Origin of the sequence: Pseudoxanthomonas daejeonensis (assembly GCF_022637495.1) — a bacterium.
GTDB classification, from domain to species: domain Bacteria; phylum Pseudomonadota; class Gammaproteobacteria; order Xanthomonadales; family Xanthomonadaceae; genus Pseudoxanthomonas; species Pseudoxanthomonas daejeonensis.
In genome coordinates this window covers 1,431,755-1,449,243 of record NZ_CP093331.1, presented here as the reverse complement: position 1 = coordinate 1,449,243, position 17,489 = coordinate 1,431,755, and the positions used below count along the sequence as shown (strand labels likewise).

Here is a 17,489-nt window from a genome sequence, read left to right as displayed (position 1 = left end):
GAGAGGACACCATGAAAAGGACTGTGAAGTGGACCGTGCTTGCCGTTGCGATCGCTGCCGCGACCGCCGCCAATGCCGAAACGACCGTTGACAACAACATCGTCAACAACTGGACGACCAACACCACCATCGATACCGACATCGATACCAACCTCAGCAAGACCAAGTCGTATACCTCGACGGTCGACAAGTCGTACACCTCGGATGTCGACAAGTCGTACAGCTCCGACGTCAGCAAGACCTACACCTCCGACGTCAGCAAGACCGTCGACCTGTCGTACAGCGATTCGTTCGACCGCGAGACGACCGCGACACACTCGATCGACACCTCGTACAGCGACAACTTCGAGAAGAACACCACGATCAACAAGAACGTGGACCTGGACTGGGGCGTTGACTACCAGCGCAACGTCGTCGACACCGACATCACCCATGACGAAGACGTCAATGTCGACCACGACATCACCATCGACAAGGCTGTTGACGAGCACGGCGTTTCGGCCGAACTCGAATCCGACCTGTCGCTGACCTCCGACATCGACTTCACCGGCAACCCGACCGTGTCGGGCGACCTGGAAATCGACTCGGCGGCGATCGCGGTGATCGACAACCGTCAGAGCAACAGCGGCAACCTTGGCCTGAACGACACGCTGACCAACGATGCGTCGATTGCGGACAACACTGCAACGGCCGCCGAAGGCAACCTGCAGTTCAACGTCGCCGCCGGCGACAACAACCAGCAGGACAACGCTGCCGCCCTGTCCGCGGCCGATGCCAGCTTCGCGTTCGGCTTGGCCGACTCGAAGGTGCTCGTGCAGCAGACCGGCACCGGCAATGCGACCGGCAACCTCGGCCAGACCAACACGGCTGGCGTAGGCGACGCTGCGTTCGCGGATGCCACCGGCAACATCGGCGTCAACGTCACTTCGGGCAACAACAACCAGCAGAAGAACTCGCTGGCCGCATCGGTCGCTACTTCCAAGTACGCCTCGGCAGCGGTGAGCTCCAACCAGTCGTCGTCCGGCAACTTCGTGACCAACGCGCCGAAGCGTGACGTCCAGTACGACACCGTGCGGATGTCGCTGTCCGGTCGGGTCAGCGGTGGCACTGTCGCCGTGGGCCTCGGTGGCTACGAAGGCACGGCTTCTGGCGACACCTCCAGTGAAGGCGATGCGTACCAGCAGAGCAACCTCTATGCCGATACCTGGACCGGTGCCACCCATAGCGGCGGAAATCAGACGGGCCACATCGACTTCGACGCTGCTGCACAGGGCGCCGTTGCCAACCCGGATCGCCAGGGTGTAGGTGGCTTCGCGTTCGATACCTCGGAAGAAGGCAGTTACGAGGGCACCGAAGAAGGCGACCTGGGCTTCGTCGAGCTGGGCTATGCCGACTTGTGGGCCAGCCTGAGCGGCACGCTGCAGATCGCGCGCAACGTGATCACCACCGATGCGACCAACACCGCTTCGCTGTCCGGTGACGCGTTTGCCCGTGCCAGCGGCAACATCGGCGTGAACGTGTCGGCCGGTACCGGCAACCAGCAGGCCAACAGCCTGTCGATGGCCGTCGCCCAGCCCTCCACCGCCCCGACGGGCGGCGGCGGCGGTGGCGAGTGATCTGCTGATCCTGGTCAGCGCATCCCGCAAGGGATGAAAGAGTGACTCCCGGTCATCCGCCGTGACCGGGAAATCACGGAACGCCCCGTCCCGCCTCCCCCGCGGGACGGGGCTTCCACTTCGCCAAGGCGCAAGCATTCCCAACCCCGGGATCCAAGGAACCCATCGCCATGTCGCGACTGTTACCGATCAGCCTGATGCTGGTGCTGTTGTGCGCAGTGCCGGCTGGACAGGTGCGCGCCGCGGACGTGGCGTTCACCGGCGTACTGCCCAACGGGGCGTTGTATCGCGCACCGGTGGTGAGCATGCGCGAGGCGCGCTTCAGTAACCTGGTGCGGCAGCAGACCGATTACAGCTGCGGTGCCGCTTCGCTGGCGACGATCCTGAAGTACGCCTATCACCTTGACGCCGACGAGACCACGGTGATCGAGGGCATGCTGTCGCTCTCCGACGCGGAAGTGGTCAAGGAGCGCGGCTTCTCGCTGCTGGACATCAAGCGCTACGTGGAGTCGCTCGGCCTGCGCGGCCGCGGCTACCGCGTCGACGAAGCGCGCCTGCGCTCGTTGCGCGTGCCCAGCCTGGTGCTCATGGACGTCAATGGCTTCCGCCATTTCGTCGTGCTCAAGCAGGTGAACGGCGACATGGTCGAAGTCGCCGATCCCATCCTGGGGAACCGCGTGCTCCCCCTGCCGGAATTCCTCGATGCCTGGCCGTCCCGGGCGGTGTTCGTCGTTATCGGCAGCGACTTCGATCGAAACACGGTTTTGTTGCAGCCCAGCACCAAGCCAAGTGCACGGGCGCTCTATGCGCGGCAGGGACCGATCACCGACGCCGAACTGCTCGACTTCGGATTCACCCACGCCGACCTGTTCTGAGAGGACCTCACCATGAACGGAAAACGCTCGCTCTGCATCGCCATAGGACTGGTGACCGCGCCGGCTGCATTGCCCGCGCTGGCGCAGCAGCAGGAGGGCCCTGGCGCGGTTTCGCCTTCGGCAAGTGGACTGACCGAACTGTCCGACGAGGAAATGGGCGACATGCGCGGCCGCTATACGGTCAGCAGCACTACCGTCGCCTGGTTCGGCGTAACGATGGTCTCGACCTGGCAGAACCAGGCAGGCCAGCAGTTGACCAGCAGCATGAAAGTGTCGATGGATGTCAGCAAGCCGGACAAGCCGCAGGTGACGTTCCAGCCGCACGTGAGCATCACCGCCGTCGACGCCCCGCCGCCGGTGCCCGGCGGCCAGCGGGAGATAGACAACGCAGGTCTGGCGAACGTGACGGGCGTAGCGCAGAGCGTGCAGGTCGCGGGCGATGCGAACGTCGCCCACAATGTCGCCAAGATCACCGTGCGCGACCAGCCGGCGGAGAGTCCGGCGCCAGCGTCCTCGACGGAGGGCGTGGCTGCCGTCGCGGCCATTGCCCCGCCAATGGCCGTCGACCCCGCCGCCTCGGCGTCGACGATCGCCACGGCTTCGGTTGCCGGCATGAGTGCCGTCGCCCAGCTGGAAGACAACGCTGCTCGCGTGCTCCTGCAGATCGATGGTCAGGGCGCGGTCGAGCAGTGGATCAGCCGCAGTGGCATGGGCCAGACGATCCAGCTGGCAGCCGACGGACAGCAGGCCAGCAACTGGATGGAACTGGACATCGTCCGCAACACCTCGCAGGGACGCACGGTGCTTGGCCAGAACGTCGCCCAGGCGATCTCGCTGAGCCGTGGTATCGCAGTTGGCTACTGACCGCCGGTGGACAAGGAGAGATACGTGATCAGGAAGACTCCAGCGGTACCCGTCACTGCGTTGCGCCTGGCCGTGGCTTCGGCCTTTGCGGCAACCGCGTTCGTTCCGGCTGCGGCAGCGCAGGAAGCTGCCCGGCCTGCTGATGAAGCCGACCTGCGCGAACTCACCGAGCAGTTGGCCGAGCTCAAGGCCAGCTATGCCCAGGAGGTAAGGCGCCTCCGCGAACTCGACATGCAGGTACAGGCGCTGCAGGCCCGACTGACTGGCAAGGTGCCAGCCCAGGGCGCCGCGGCCGCTGCTGCCGCAGCGTCGACCGCTGCGGCACCCGTTTCCTCCGCTCCAACGGCCGCGCCGGCGTCCACCACTTCAGCCCAGCCCCCCGCGCCCTCGCAGGCCGGCTATGCCAGCACCGCTGCCGAAGCCGAAGAAGCGCGCAAGGACATCCCGCGCAGCGTGGCCGACGTGAAGCAGGCGACCCGGACCCTGTTCGACCAGCGGCTGGTGATCGAGAACGGCCTCAGCTACAACCGCTACGACCGCAAGCAGCTCACGCTCAACGGGTTCCTGGCGCTGGACGCCATCTTCCTCGGCAACATCGCCATCGAGAATGTCGAATCCGACACGCTGAACTACAACTTCGCCACGCGCTGGGGCGTCACCCCGCGACTGACCCTGAACCTCGACGTGCCCTACCTGGCGCGCAAGACGGTCTACCAGAAGGGAGGCGCCGGTGGCGCGGCCGGTGCGATCGCGCAGGAAGAAACCACGGGTAGCGGGCTGGGCGACGTGACCTTCAGCACCAACTACCTGATGATCCCCGAGAAGCCGGGGCGTCCGGAGACGGTGCTCAACTTCGGCATCACCGCGCCGACCGGCCGTGAGCCGTATGGCATTCCGTGGACCGTACTCGAGCGCGACGACGACGATTTCATCCGCTTCGCCGTGCCTGACGAGCAACCGACCGGCAGCGGCGCCTGGCAGACCAGCATCGGCGTGTCGGTGGTCAAGACCAGCGACCCGGCGATCCTCTACGGGAATATCGGTTACACGTATTCGTTCGAGTCCAGTTTCGACGATATCGACAACAATCCGGACACGATCAATCCAGGCGACGTGAAGCTGGGCGACTCGTTCTACTTCGGTGCGGGCGTGGCATTCGCCTTCAACGAAAGCACCAGCTTCAGCATGTCGCTGAGTAACCGGATGAGCGCGCGCGCCAAGACGCGCTACGACGGCATGCCCTGGACCAAGGTGATCGGAAGCGACGCCAACTCGGCGCTGTTCAACCTCGGCGTCACCTATGCGCTGAGCGAAAACGCGACGGTGGTGGGCCTGCTCGGCATCGGCCTGACACCGGATGCACCGGACTTCACGCTGGGCTTCAGGGTGCCGTACTCGCTGTAATCGGCCTGGCCCTACCGCGACGGGCAGGAAGCGCGCGGTCCTGGCGCACGGCTATCAGGTGAAAAGACTAGGTACGCAGCGCCTCGAGTTCGAGCTGGTGCTTCTTGCACAGCCGATAGACGGTGACGCGGGATACCCGCAACCGGCGCGCGCATTCGCTGATGTTGAAGCCGGAGTCGCGCAAGGTGGTCAGGATCGCTTCGCGTTCGGCATGCACGCGGACCTCGTCGAGCCCGTCGCCGGCGGAGGTCGCGTCCTGGAGCTGGAGCGCGGAGGCATCCAGCAGTTCGTTCTCCGAAACAACGGCCGCGCGCCGGACCCGGTTGAGCAGCTCGCGCACGTTGCCCGGCCAGCGATGGCTGTGCAGCTGGCGCCTTGCCGAAGCATCGAACCCGCGGGCGCGTACCCGGTGCTGTTCGCGGAATTCGGCGAGGAAGTGCTTGGCGAGCAGCTCCACGTCGTTGCCGCGCTCACGCAGGGGCGGCATGTGCAGGCGCAGGACATCGAGCCGGTAGAACAGGTCCTGGCGGAAACGGCCATGGGCTACCGCATCCTCGAGGTCGATGTGGGTCGCGGCCACGACGCGTACGTCGATCCGGATCGAGTGATGGCTGCCAACCCGCTCCAGCGTGCCCTCCTGCAGCACGCGCAGCAGGTTGGTCTGCGCATCCAGCGGCAGGTCGCCGATCTCGTCGAGGAAGATCGTGCCTCCATCGGCCGCTTCGAACAGGCCGATCCGGCGTGAGGCCGCACCGGTGAACGAGCCTTTCTCATGGCCGAACAGTTCCGACTGCACCAGGTTGGCCGGCAAGGCCCCGCAGTTGATCGCGATGAATGACCGCCCACGCCGCGCCGACATCTCGTGCAGCGCGCGTGCCGCAAGCTCCTTGCCGGTGCCGGTTTCACCGGTGACCAGCACCGACAGGTCCACGGGGGCGAACTTCTGCAGGCTGGCATGCACCGCCAGCATCGCGGTGCTGCTGCCGACCAGGCAGTCGGTGCCCTTGCTGCCACAGAGCGGTCGCTCCCCGTCGACGATCTGAGCGAGCTTCTGGATCTGGACCAGGTCCAGGGGCTCCGAAAGTTGCAGCAGCGAGCCGGCCTGGAGTTCCTCGTGCCCGAGGGTGACCAGCGGCAGGTCCGAATGGGGGGCGAGCAGCGCCCGCATCGCCTCTGCCCATGCCGCATCGGCGTGGCGCAGATCGAGCAATGCGGCGACACGATCGCTACCGCGCAGACCGATGCGTGCGCCGTGCGGATCGTCGATCACGCGAAGATCCCAGCCGGCCGCGGCCAGGACGTCGCGCTCCTGGGATGAAGGATGACCCAGCCAGATCATGCAGCGGGGTCGGATTTCGGGAACTGCCGCCATCGTTCCTTGCTCCTTGCTCCTTGTGACGCCCGGACTGCGCGATTTCACGACGCTCGTCCTCGTGGACGACCGTCAGCGCAGCCTGCCATCGTTCCGTGACAGAGGGCTAATGGAAAAATGAAGGATGACCGGAGTGCCCGGTCATGTGCCGCGCGCCGGTCATTCCCGGCGTGGCCTGCCTGCCACCGCGTAGCGGGGGCACCGATCGATATCGGGCATCGGACAGGGCGGGCAGTATCTAGCTGACATGGTGTTCCCCCGGATCTTGCAGCGGCCGCTCATGGATTGTTGGTGGCCGTATGGGGGAGAACGCCGGCAGTCGGGAGGACAGGACAAGAATGCCGGCCGCGCCTTCAGGAAGCTTAAGGGCTCAGGGTTGTGAAGCCTTGGGTGGAGCCATCGGATAAGCGAGCAACAGGACCAGATCTTCCTCGCCAACCTGCTGGATCGCGTGGGTACTGCCGGAGCGGGTCAGCATTGCGTCGCCGGCGACCACGTCGTGGACCATGCCGTCCAGCACATAGCGTCCGCGGCCGCCGAGCACGTAGTAGATCTCGTCCTTGTGGTGCTGGTGCAGGCCGATACCCGCGCCCTTGTGCAGTACCCGCTTGCGCATGATGAAAGGCAGGTCCGCCGCATCGGCGAACAGCGGATAGGCGGTGGTCGTCCCGGGGCCACCGTGCGGACCGGGCTGCTTGCGGGCGAAATCGCGCTCGTGGACCACCGAGGAAGGATGCTTCTGCGCGGCCTGGTCCTGGCGTGCGCTGGCCGGCGCACCGCAGTCGGTGTCGCGCACCACGTGCGCGGCCAGGGCGGGATCGAGCGCCTTCCAGTCACGCACCACCAGGCAGGCGACCATCGTCGCGCCGGCAACGCTGAAGTGGGTGTCGTCGCGCACGCCGCGTTCGGGCATGTGTTCGAAATAGGCCTTCGACGCTTCATCGCCCAGCGCGCGCAGCCAGTCGGTGCTGCTGGCATTGAGGTCGACCAGCGCGACCTGTTCGCGCGCCGCCAGGTCGCGCACGGCCTGCGTATAGCGCGCATGGGTATCGAGCAGCGAACCGTAATCCCACACGCGGCGCGAAACGGGGGTGACGAGGATCGGCGTGGCGCCACGCTCGCGGGCCAGGGCCACGTAGCGCATCAGCCACTGCGGATAGGTCGATGCAGGATCGCTGTAACGACGCGGATCCTCGTACTTGGCGTCGTTGTGGCCGAACTGCACCAGCAGGACGTCGCCCTTGCGCAGGTCGCGCGCGATCGGCTCCAGTCGGCCCTCGTCGATGAAACTGCGCGAGCTGCGCCCGCCTACCGCATGGTTGCGGACTTCGAAACGGGCCGGGTCGAGGAAACTTTGCAGCTGCTGGCCCCAACCGTTGCGCGGCGAGCGCTCGGGGGGGTACTCGGCGGCCGTCGAATCCCCGGCGATGAACACGCGGCGCTTTTCCGCTTGTGAACCGGCGGCGTCGGCGAGACCGGCCAGCCCGGCAAGGCCGATGAAGAGCAGGATGATCGACGTCAGGCGAAAGGACATGGTGGTCGCTCGCAAAAAAGAACGCCCCGCGGACGGCCAGGCCGGGCGGGGCGGGTATCGGTACTGGCTCCGGCCGCGGATGCGGAGAGAGTGCATCCGGCGGCACGACGGACGCGCATCCGCGGCCGAAGCGCATCCCGACGCGGGGTTCAGCGCGCCAGCCAGCCGCCGTCGACCGGGATCACGGCGCCGTTGACGTAGTCCGACGCGGTGCTCGACAGGAATACGGCGGTACCGCCCAGGTCGGCCGGTTCGCCCCAGCGCGAGGCCGGGATCCGGTCCAGGATCGCCTTGTTGCGGTCTTCGTCGGCGCGCAGCTGGGCGGTGTTGTCGGTGGCCATGTAGCCCGGCGCGATCGCGTTGACGTTGATGCCCTTGGCGGCCCACTCGTTGGCCAGCAGGCGGGTGATGCCGGCGATGCCGCTCTTGGAGGCGGTATACGACGGCACGCGGATTCCGCCCTGGAACGAGAGCATCGAAGCGATATTGATGATCTTGCCGTGGCCCTGGGCGATGAAGTGCCTGCCGGCGGCCTGCGACATGAAGAACGCGGACTTGATGTTGACGTTCATGACGTCGTCCCAGTCCTTCTCGCTGAAATCGACCGCGTCGGCGCGACGGATCAGGCCGGCGTTGTTGACCAGGATGTCCAGGCCACCGAGGCCGGCGACGGTCTCGGCGACGATGCGCTCGACCGGTTCGATGCTGATCAGGTTGGCATCGACGTTGAGGAAGCGGCGGCCCAGCGCCTTGACCTTCTCGCCGGTTTCTTCGGCCGGGACGATGCCGGCGGCGGCGATGTCGGCGCCGGCGGCGGCCAGTGCCAGCGCGATGCCCTGGCCCAGGCCGGTATTGGCGCCGGTGACCAGCGCGACCTTGCCTTCCAGGCTGAACGGATTGCTTGCCATGAGCGGTTCCTTCGTAGAGCGGGGCTCGCCCCGCTGGACACATTCTGGGAAGCCGGGCTCTCGATCACCCGGCGCGTTGTGGTGGAGCAAGCGGGGCACGCCCCGCTCTACGTGCAGCGTCTCCGCCGGTGCCGGCGGCGCGCCGCCTCACTTCAGCTGGCAGATGTCCAGCACGTTCATGTCGGTGTAGTCCAGGTTCTCGCCACCCATCGCCCAGATGAAGGCGTAGTTGCTGGTGCCCGAACCCATGTGGATCGACCACGGCGGCGAGACCACCGCCTCGTCGTTCTGCATGACGATGTGGCGCTGCTGGTCCGGCTGGCCCATGAAGTGGTAGACGCGGTCGTTGGCGCCGAGGTCGAAGTAGAAATAGACCTCGCTGCGGCGATCGTGCAGGTGCGGGGGCATGGTGTTCCACACGCTGCCCGGCTTGAGCACGGTCAGGCCCAGCAGCAGCTGCGAGGACTGGCAGGTGGCCGGCACGATGAACTGGTAGATGGTGCGTTCGTTGCTGGTCTCCAGCGCGCCGCGCTCCAGCGCCACCGCGTCCTTGATCGACAGCTGCTTGGTCTCGAAGCGCGCGTGCGCCGGGGTCGAGGTCAGGTAGAACTTGGCCGGATTGGCGGCATCGGCCGAGGCGAAGCTCACGTCCTCGCTGCCCATCGCCACGTACAGGCCGTCCTTCGGACCGAGCGTATAGGCGGTGCCGTCCACGGTGACCGTGCCGGCGCCGTTGCCGACGTTGATCACGCCCAGCTCGCGGCGTTCCAGGAAGGGCTTGCCCGCGGCCGAGGCCGGCTCGGTCTGCTTGGGCAGCGACACCGACTTGCCCACCGGGGCGGCGCCACCGATCACGAAGCGCTCGTAGTGCGTGTAGTTCAGCCGCACTTCGTCGGCGGCGAACAGGTCGCCGATCTGATACAGGTCGCGCAGTTCGTCGTTGCTTGCGCCCTGCATGACGCCGGGATGGGTCGCGTAATAGGTCTTCTGGTACATCGTGGGGCTCCTCGGGTGGTGCGCACCCCGCGTTGGCGGGGCGTGGTTTGTGCATTGGGGTGCCATTCTAGCCAAGGACGGTAACCGGTGTCATTCCGCGGTGCGGCAAATCCGCCCGGCGCTGCTGCGCACGGGCGGCAGGGGTCAGGCGGGAGGCTGGCAGGAGTCGCGGACGATGAGGTGCGGGCGCACGCTGGCCACCGGCAACGGCGCGTTGTCGGTGCGGATCAGCATGGTCGCGGCGATCCGGCCGGTGTCGCGGGTCTGGCGTCGCACCGAGGTCAACGACGGCCACAGGCGGGCCGCCAGCGGGCTGTCGTCGTAGCCGATTACCGACAGGTCGCGCGGGATGTTGATCCCGGCACGCATGGCGACCTTGTAGACGCCGGCCGCCATTTCGTCGTTGCCGCAGAAGATCGCGGTCGGCCGGTCTTTCCCGGCCAGCAGCTTCTCGGCCGCGGCCACGCCGGATTCGAAGGTGTAGCTGGCTTCGATGATCCGCGACTTCGGCACCTCGATGCCGCGCTTGGCCAGGGTATCCACGAACCCCGCCGTGCGCTCGATCGCCGAACGGTAGGCCAGCGGACCGGTAATCAGGGCGATGTCGCGGTGGCCCAGGGTCAGCAGGTAGTCGGCTGCCTCGGCCGCGCCGTCGCGGTCGTGGGTGACGATCATGCGGCCGTCGGTATCCTCGAAGCCGACCGGGACGATGCGCGTATAGCGGCAGCTCATCTCCGCCAGCATGTCGGCCAGGTTCTGGTCTTCGGATGCGCGCGGGATCAGCATCACGCCATGCAGCTTCTGCTGCTGGACGAAGCGGCGCACGCCATCGATGTAACCGGGGCTGCGCGTGTCGCAGGGATGCACGACCAGTTCGAAGCCCGACTCGCGCAGCGCGTCCAGCGCGCCGTACTGCATGTCGACGATGTACTGGGCGGTGGGGTTGTCGTAGACCATGCCGATCAGGAACGAACGGCGGAAAGCCAGGCCGCGCGCCAGCGGATCGGGCACGTAGCCGACCTCGCGCATCAGCGACTCGACCTTCTCCCGGGTGTCCTTACGGACCAGCGGCGAGTGGTTGATGATCCGCGAGACGGTCTTCTTCGAGACGCCTGCCAGCCGGGCGATGTCGTTGATGGTGGCGGTCTTGCCGGAGGGCAGCCGGCCAGAGGCAGGTGTGGCGGAGGGAGCGCGCGCGGGCATGGGGGCGTTCAGCGGAAGGATCGGTCGATTCTAGCCGGAGCCGGGACCTGGCGGCTGCGTCCGCCGCAGTGGCGGACGCGGGCCGGGCTCAGGCCAGCAGGTCCGGCAGCCAGAGCGAAACCTGGGGGAAGAAGGCCACGACCAGCAGCACGCACAGGCCGGCCAGCCAGAAGGGCCAGATGGTGCGCATGCTCTGGGCGATGGTGATCTTGCCGATGGCCGTGCCGATGAACAGCACCGAGCCCACTGGCGGGGTCACCAGGCCGATGCCGCCGGTCAGCACCAGCACCAGGCCGAAGTGGATCGGGTCGATGCCGTAGGCCTTGGCTACCGGCAGGAAGATCGGCGTGCAGATCAGGATCATCGGCGCCAAGTCCATGAAGGTGCCCAGCAGCAGAAGCATGATGATGATCATCAGCAGGACCATGAACTTGTCGTGCGCAAACGACTGCAGGAACTCGACCGCCGCCGCCGGGACCTGCAGGTAGGCGAGCAGCCAGCCGAACACCGCCGCGGTTGCGATCACGAACAGGATCACGCCGGTGCTGCGCGCGGCATGCACCACCGTTTCCCGGAACTCGCGCAGGCGCAGCTGGCGGTACAGGACCACGGTGACCAGCAACGCGTAGACCACGGCGATGGCCGCCGATTCCACCGCGGTGAAGATGCCGGCGCGGATGCCGACGAAGATCAGCGCGACCAGGCCCAGGCCCGGCAGCGCCGAAACCAGCCGCACCAGCACCGCGCGCCAGCCCGGGAACGGCTCGGTGCCGTAGCCGCGGTGGCGGGCGACCACGTATCCGGTGAGCATCAGGGCGGCGGTCATCAGCAGCGCGGGCATGATTCCGGCGGCGAACAGGCGAGCGATCGACAATCCACCGCCGGCCGCGGCGGAGAACAGGATCAGGTTGTGCGACGGCGGCACGAGCAGGGCGACCAGCGCGGCGGTGATGCTCACGTTGACGGCGAAGTCGCGGTCGTAGCCGCGCTTGACCATCTGCGGGATCATCGTGCCGCCGACCGCCGAGACGTCGGCGATCGCCGAGCCGGACACGCCGCCGAAGAACAGCGACGACAGGATCGAGACCTGACCCAGGCCGCCACGCATGCGCCCGACCAGCGAAGAGGCCAGAGAGATCAGGCGCTCGGAGATGCCGCCGCGCATCATGATCTCGCCGGCGAAGATGAAAAGCGGAATCGCGATCAGCGACGCAGAGCCGGTGCCGGCGGAAATCTGCTGGACCATCACTACCGACGGCAGGTCAAGGTAGAGCAACGCGGCCAGCGAAGCGGCCGCCAGGGCGAATGCGACCGGCACGCCGATGACCAGCAGGATTGCAAATACGAGGAACAACAACGCGATGGCCATCAGAGGTCTCCGTCCTGCGGTGCCGGCTGCGATGTCGCGACGGCCGGGTGTGGCGCAAGCGAGAGCACCAGCTGGTTGATCGCGAACAGCGACATCAGTACGCCACCCACCGACAGGGGCAGGTAGTTGATGCTCTGCGGCAGGCTGGCGCCCGCGATGCGGATGTCGATCCCGTCAAGCAGCAGGATCGCAGCCCAGTACGCGATCACCACGCCGATGCAGGCAACAATGAGCGCGACCACCACGTCGATGGCGCGGCGGATCGCCGGCCGGACATGGTCGTGCAGCAGGAAGAACCCGAAGTGGCGACGCGTGTGCACGCCGGCGGCAGCGCCCAGGCTCATCGCGGTGGCCAGCAGCAGCAGCGTGACCGGCTCGGTCCAGCTGGGTGAGTCGTTGAGCACGTAGCGGGTGAACACCTGCCAGGCCTGCACCACCACCAGCCCGAGCAGGGCGATGGCGGCTACGGCGATGACGGCGCCTGCGATGCGGTCCAGCACGCGTTGTGCGGCGCTGGCCGGGACGTTGTTTGCGGTCTCGGTCATGGGTCCGGTTCAGGCGAGGTCGCGGATGCGACGGTAGAGGGCTTCGATGTCGGGCTTCTGGTGGTATTCGTCCAGCAGCGGCTGGGCCGCCTTGTGGAATGCCGGCAGGTCGACGTCGTTGGTCTTGATCCCGTACTCGAGCACGGCCTTGCGGGCCACGCCTTCGGATTCGTCCCACTTGGCGCGCATCACCGGCACCGAATCGCGCGCCACGCGCACCAGCAGCTCGCGGTCGGACGGGGTCAGCGAGAGGAAGCTCTCGCGCGACATGATCAGCACGTCGGGGGCGTAGGAGTGGCGCGTCTCCGACCAGTACCGGGCCGCCTCGAAGTGGCGGCTGGAGTGGAAGCTGCGCATGTTGTTCTCGGCGCCGTCGATCATGTGCGTCTCCATCGCCGAGAACGTCTCGCCCAGCGACATCGGCGTCGGATTGGCGCCGAGCAGGCGGACCAGCTTGATGAAGATGTCCGAGGCCGCCACGCGCATCTTCATGCCGTGCAGGTCTTTGGGCTCCACGATCGGGTGCTTGGTGTTGTAGAAGCAGCGCGCGCCGGAGTCGTAGATCGCCAGGCCGACCAGGTCGCGGGTCTCGAAGCTGCGCAGCACCTCGTCGCCGACGTCGCCGTCGATCACCCGGCGCATGTGGTCGATCGAGTCGAACACGTACGGCAGGCACAGCGCCTGGGTCAGCGGGAACGCGTTGTTCAGCGCGCCGGAGAACACGCGGGTGATGTCGATGACGCCGTAGCGGGCCATGTCGATCGCCTCGGCCTCGCGGCCGAGCTGGCCGGAGTGGTAGAGGCGGATCTTCAGCCGGCCGCCGGTCTCGCGCTCGAGCGTCTGCCCGATCCAGCGAACGGCTTCCACCGTCGGGTAGTCGGTGACATGCACGTCGCTGGCGGTCAGGACGCGGTGGCCGGCGCCGTCGATCTTGTCCGAGCTGGCGAAGGCACGGTTGCCCATGGCCAGCGGCAGCGCACAGGCGGCGCTGGCGCCGCCCAGCAGCAGGCGGCGCCGGGTCAGGCCGGTGGTCATGCGGGGTTCTCCTCGCTGGCGGGCACGGCGTGGCAGTCGAGCGTGCCATGCCCCTGGAACACGACGCGGGCACGCTGCCCGGCGGCGATGTCGTGGATGCCGGTGGCGTTGCCGGTGGCGACGTACTCGCCGGCCTTGAGCGGGCGCCCGCGCCTGGCCGAACGCGACAGGGCGAAGGCGAAAGCCGCGCGCAGGCCGCCCGGCAGGCGCGTCGCGCCACCGGTGCCGACGCTGGCGTCCTCGATGAAGGTCTCGGCCAGCAGCGACGACTCGTCGCGCGCGGTCCAGTCCGGCACTTCCGCGCCCAGGATCAGGCCGTTGTTGTTGCCGAAATCGGATACGACCACGCGCGGGCCAAGCTGGTTGATCGTCGCCAGCGGGCTGCTGGCCACCTCGACGCCGATGTACAGGGTCGCCGGCAGGGCCGCGGCTTCGGCCGGGGTCCAGTCGAGCTTGCCGGCCGGGGCGTCAGCGTCCAGGCGCAGGACGTACTCGGCCTCGACCGCGCCGAAACCGCCGACGAACACCGGAATCGGCGTACTGCTACCGGTAGCATTCCAGAGCTGGCGGGCGAAGACCGGACCGAGCAGGCGCTCGTCCCCGGAGAGGTCGCGGCGCTCCTCGGCGATGTAGCCGACTTTCCAGCCGACCACCTGGTCGGGCCACTGGGCGATGGCCAGATCCTGGACCCGATATGCGGTGACCAGGTCGTCCGGGATGCTGCCGGGGAAGCCCTCCAGCGAGGCGCCCTTGCGCCGGGCGGCGACGAAACTGTCCGCGATGGCGGACAGCTCCGGCGAAGCCGGCATATCGTCCTGATGGCCTGTAAGCGTGCTCAAGGTGTCTCCCGGGAAATGTGCGTTTTGCGTGTTGCGCCGCGGATCGACAGCGGCCGTGGAAGCTGTATATGGTAAACCGGTGTCATGCCGCAATGTGCACTGCGTCAATGCGCCACTGCACGCTGCAATGCAACATCCTGACGGGGGTTCCATGTCCGCGCTTTACCGCCAATTCGAGCTCCTTCCCGCTGCCCGTCGCGGGGTATGCAGGCCGTTGTCCGGGGTTGTCGGGGTGGTGCTGCTTCTGGCTCTGTCGGCGGCGGCACCGGCCTGGTCGGCAGCTCCGGTCGAGGTGCCGCTGTGGCCTTCGACGCCGCCCGGCACCGAGGGACTGGCGCTGGACCAGCGCGTGGTCGAACGCAGCGCCGACCCGGCCCTGCCCGACCGCTATGCCGACGCGATCAGCGTGCCGTCCCTCACCGTCTACCGCCCGACCCGCCCGGATGGACGTGCCCTGCTGGTCATCCCCGGTGGCGGCTACCAGCGCGTGGTCCTGGACAAGGAGGGCAGCGCCCTGGTGCCGGCTTTCGCGGAAGACGCCGGGCTGACCCTGTTCGTGCTGCGTTACCGGCTGCCGGGCGAGGGTCATCGCGAAGCGCGCGACGTGCCGCTGGCTGACGCGCAGCGGGCGATGCGACTGATCCGCCGGCATGCGGGCGATTGGGGCATCGATGCCGACAGCCTCGGCGTGATGGGCTTCTCGGCCGGCGGCCACGTGGCTGCGAGCCTGGCCACGCGGCATGCCGAGCGCCTCCATGCGCCGGTCGACGCGGCCGATGCGCTGGAGGCGCGGCCGGCGTATGCGGTGCTGGTCTATCCGGTGATCGACATGGGCGCGCTTGCCCACCCCGGCTCACGACAGAAATTGCTGGGCGACGCGCCCGAGGCCAGGTCGGTAGCCGCCTACTCGCTGCAGCACCGCGTCGACGCGAAGACCCCGCCGGTCTTCCTCCTGCATGCGCAGGACGACGCGGTAGTGCCGGTGGAAAACACGCTGCTATTCGAAGCCGCCCTGCGCCGTGCCGGCATCGAACACGAAACCCACCTCTACGCACATGGCGGGCATGGCTTCGGCGTGCGCGAGGCACGTGGAACCCTGGCGCTCTGGCCGCAGCTGGCTATCGCATGGATCCGCGCCCACGCGCCGCTGCCGGCGGCGCCTCTCCAGGAGTGAGCATGACCGACCTTTCCCCCGACGAAGCCCTGCCCTTGGACCCGCGACGTCGCCGCCTGCTGCAGGTGGCAGGCGCCGGGCTCGCGCTGGCGGGCATGGCGCCGGTCGCGTTCGCCGCCGGCGAAGCCACGACCGTCGCCGCCACCCGCGCCGGACGCGTGCGCGGCGCGCGCGAGCAAGGCCTGCATGTGTTCAGGGGCATCCGCTACGGCGCGGACACCTCGACTACGCGCTTCCAGGCGCCGCGCGCGCCGCACGCATGGAACGGCGTCGCCACGGCGCTGGCCTTCGGCGACTCTGCACCGCAGCGGGGCAATGACGGTCCGGGCAGCGAGGACTGCCTGTTCCTCAACGTCTGGACGCCCGCCCTGCGCGACGGCGGCAAGCGACCGGTGCTGTTCTACATCCACGGCGGCGGCTACGACACCGGTTCGGGCAGCAATCCGCTTTACGACGGCACGCGCCTGTGCCAACGCGGCGACGTGGTCGTGGTCACCGTGAACCACCGCCTCAACGCCTTCGGCTACCTCCACCTCGGCCAGGTCGCCGGGAGCGGACTCGGGGCGTCGGGTAATGCGGGCCAGCTCGACCTGGTGCTGGCGCTGCAATGGGTGCGCGACAACATCGCCGGCTTCGGTGGCGACCCGGCCAATGTCACCGTGTTCGGCCAGTCCGGCGGCGGCGCCAAGATCGCCACGCTGATGGCGATGCCGGCTGCGCGCGGGCTGTTCCATCGCGCCTGGACGATGAGCGGGCAGCAGGTCACCGCGGCCGGGCCGCGTGCGGCGACCCAACGCGCGCAGCTGTTCATCGCCACGCTGGGCCTTGATCCGGCCGCGCCCGACGCGATCGCACGGCTGCGCGCGCTGCCGGCGGCGCAGCTCCTGGAGGCGACCATGGTGCGCGACTTCTCGCGCGTGGAGGACACGCGCCTGTACTTCGGCCCGGTGATGGACGGTGAAGTGGTACCACGGCATCCGTTCTGGCCCGACGCGCCGGCGCAGTCGATGGCGATCCCGATGGTGATCGGCAACACCCGCGACGAGACCCGCGCCTTCCTGGGCAACGACGCGAAGAACTTCGCGCTGACCTGGGACGAGCTGCCGGCGCGGCTGGAGCGGCAGCAGTTCGTCGATATCCGCAGCGACCTGGTGGTGGAGGAGTACCGCCGCCTCTATCCGCAGTACACGCCGTCGGAAGTGTTCTTCGCCGCGACCACCGCCGGCCGCTCCTGGCGTGGCGCGGTGGAAGAGCTCGAGGCGCGCGCACGCCAGCCGGCCGGGGCCGCACCGACCTGGGCGTACCAGCTGGACTGGGGTTCGCCGCTGGACGAAGGGAAGTTCCGCGCCTTCCACACGCTCGATATCCCGCTGGTTTTCGACAACGTGCGCCAGCCGGGTTCGCGTACCGGAGACGGCGCCGATGCGCAGGCACTGGCCGACCGCATGAGCGATGCCCTGCTGGCGTTGGCCCGGCATGGCGATCCCAACCACGCCGGCCTCGCGCGCTGGGAGCCGTACACGATGGCGCGGCGGCAGACGCTGCTGTTCGACGTGCCAGCGACGCTGGCGGACGACCCGCGGGGTGGCGAGCGCCGGTTCTGGCAGCAGGCACCGTTCGTGCAGCGCGGGACGATGTAGGCGCCAGCGCGACGCTGGGTTCGGCATGTGCGCGCAGTGCGTGTTGCCTCCTGTGGGAGCGGGCATGACCGCGACACGGGCGTGGGACTCGCGACGCCGCTTACGCCTCTGCCGA

General features: G+C 67.8%; 15 protein-coding genes. 6 read left to right on the top strand and 9 right to left on the bottom strand.

Features of this window, described 5'->3' with window-relative positions; genetic code table 11:
- Positions 1–11 precede the first annotated feature (11 nt).
- From MNQ95_RS06545 to MNQ95_RS06530, 4 genes are all read left to right on the top strand, one after another.
- On the top strand, positions 12–1,616 hold the full coding sequence (locus MNQ95_RS06545) for an adhesin (protein WP_241954174.1): 1,605 nt from the start codon (positions 12–14) through the stop codon (positions 1,614–1,616).
- A gap of 197 nt (positions 1,617–1,813) precedes the next feature.
- Positions 1,814–2,491, top strand: coding sequence for a C39 family peptidase (locus MNQ95_RS06540; RefSeq protein WP_241954375.1), 678 nt, complete (start codon positions 1,814–1,816; stop codon positions 2,489–2,491).
- A 12-nt stretch (positions 2,492–2,503) separates the two neighbouring features.
- Complete coding sequence (locus MNQ95_RS06535) at positions 2,504–3,355, top strand: hypothetical protein (protein WP_241954173.1); 852 nt, start codon at positions 2,504–2,506, stop codon at positions 3,353–3,355.
- 66 nt (positions 3,356–3,421) lie between these two features.
- Complete coding sequence (locus MNQ95_RS06530; protein WP_425605737.1) at positions 3,422–4,759, top strand: transporter; 1,338 nt, start codon at positions 3,422–3,424, stop codon at positions 4,757–4,759.
- Positions 4,760–4,826: 67 nt separating this feature from the next.
- Here MNQ95_RS06530 and MNQ95_RS06525 read toward each other — a convergent pair whose 3' ends face one another.
- The 9 genes from MNQ95_RS06525 to MNQ95_RS06485 form a co-directional block, all read right to left on the bottom strand.
- Positions 4,827–6,098 carry a sigma-54 interaction domain-containing protein gene (locus MNQ95_RS06525; protein ID WP_241954171.1) on the bottom strand — a complete coding sequence of 424 codons (1,272 nt, stop codon included), beginning with the start codon at positions 6,096–6,098 and terminating at the stop codon, positions 4,827–4,829.
- Positions 6,099–6,501: 403 nt separating this feature from the next.
- On the bottom strand, positions 6,502–7,665 hold the full coding sequence (locus MNQ95_RS06520) for a GDSL-type esterase/lipase family protein (RefSeq protein ID WP_241954170.1): 1,164 nt from the start codon (positions 7,663–7,665) through the stop codon (positions 6,502–6,504).
- A gap of 149 nt (positions 7,666–7,814) precedes the next feature.
- On the bottom strand, positions 7,815–8,573 hold the full coding sequence (gene kduD / locus MNQ95_RS06515; RefSeq protein WP_241954169.1) for a 2-dehydro-3-deoxy-D-gluconate 5-dehydrogenase KduD: 759 nt from the start codon (positions 8,571–8,573) through the stop codon (positions 7,815–7,817).
- Positions 8,574–8,720: 147 nt separating this feature from the next.
- The gene (gene kduI, locus MNQ95_RS06510; RefSeq protein WP_241954168.1) at positions 8,721–9,569 is read right to left on the bottom strand and encodes a 5-dehydro-4-deoxy-D-glucuronate isomerase; all 849 of its coding nucleotides are present in this window, start codon (positions 9,567–9,569) and stop codon (positions 8,721–8,723) included.
- Between the two features lie 144 nt (positions 9,570–9,713).
- A complete protein-coding gene (locus tag MNQ95_RS06505; RefSeq protein WP_162408178.1) occupies positions 9,714–10,772 on the bottom strand; it encodes a LacI family DNA-binding transcriptional regulator in 1,059 nt (352 codons plus the stop codon).
- 88 nt (positions 10,773–10,860) lie between these two features.
- Positions 10,861–12,141, bottom strand: a complete 1,281-nt coding sequence (locus MNQ95_RS06500) for a TRAP transporter large permease (RefSeq protein WP_241954167.1) — start codon at positions 12,139–12,141, stop codon at positions 10,861–10,863.
- Entirely contained in the window at positions 12,141–12,686 is a 546-nt protein-coding gene (locus MNQ95_RS06495; protein WP_241954166.1) for a TRAP transporter small permease, read from the bottom strand. Before MNQ95_RS06495 ends, MNQ95_RS06500 begins: the two co-directional genes overlap by 1 nt.
- 9 nt (positions 12,687–12,695) lie before the next feature.
- A complete protein-coding gene (locus tag MNQ95_RS06490) occupies positions 12,696–13,721 on the bottom strand; it encodes a TRAP transporter substrate-binding protein (RefSeq protein ID WP_425605715.1) in 1,026 nt (341 codons plus the stop codon).
- Positions 13,718–14,530, bottom strand: a complete 813-nt coding sequence (locus MNQ95_RS06485; RefSeq protein WP_241954373.1) for a 2-keto-4-pentenoate hydratase — start codon at positions 14,528–14,530, stop codon at positions 13,718–13,720. The genes MNQ95_RS06490 and MNQ95_RS06485 overlap by 4 nt, the downstream gene beginning before the upstream one ends.
- A 181-nt stretch (positions 14,531–14,711) precedes the next feature.
- On the opposite strand from MNQ95_RS06485, the gene MNQ95_RS06480 reads away from it, so the two are divergent.
- Together MNQ95_RS06480 and MNQ95_RS06475 are read left to right on the top strand one after the other, a co-directional pair.
- On the top strand, positions 14,712–15,734 hold the full coding sequence (locus MNQ95_RS06480) for an alpha/beta hydrolase (RefSeq protein WP_425605714.1): 1,023 nt from the start codon (positions 14,712–14,714) through the stop codon (positions 15,732–15,734).
- Positions 15,735–15,736: 2 nt separating this feature from the next.
- Positions 15,737–17,374, top strand: coding sequence for a carboxylesterase/lipase family protein (locus MNQ95_RS06475; RefSeq protein ID WP_241954165.1), 1,638 nt, complete (start codon positions 15,737–15,739; stop codon positions 17,372–17,374).
- The last annotated feature ends 115 nt before the right edge of the window (positions 17,375–17,489 follow it).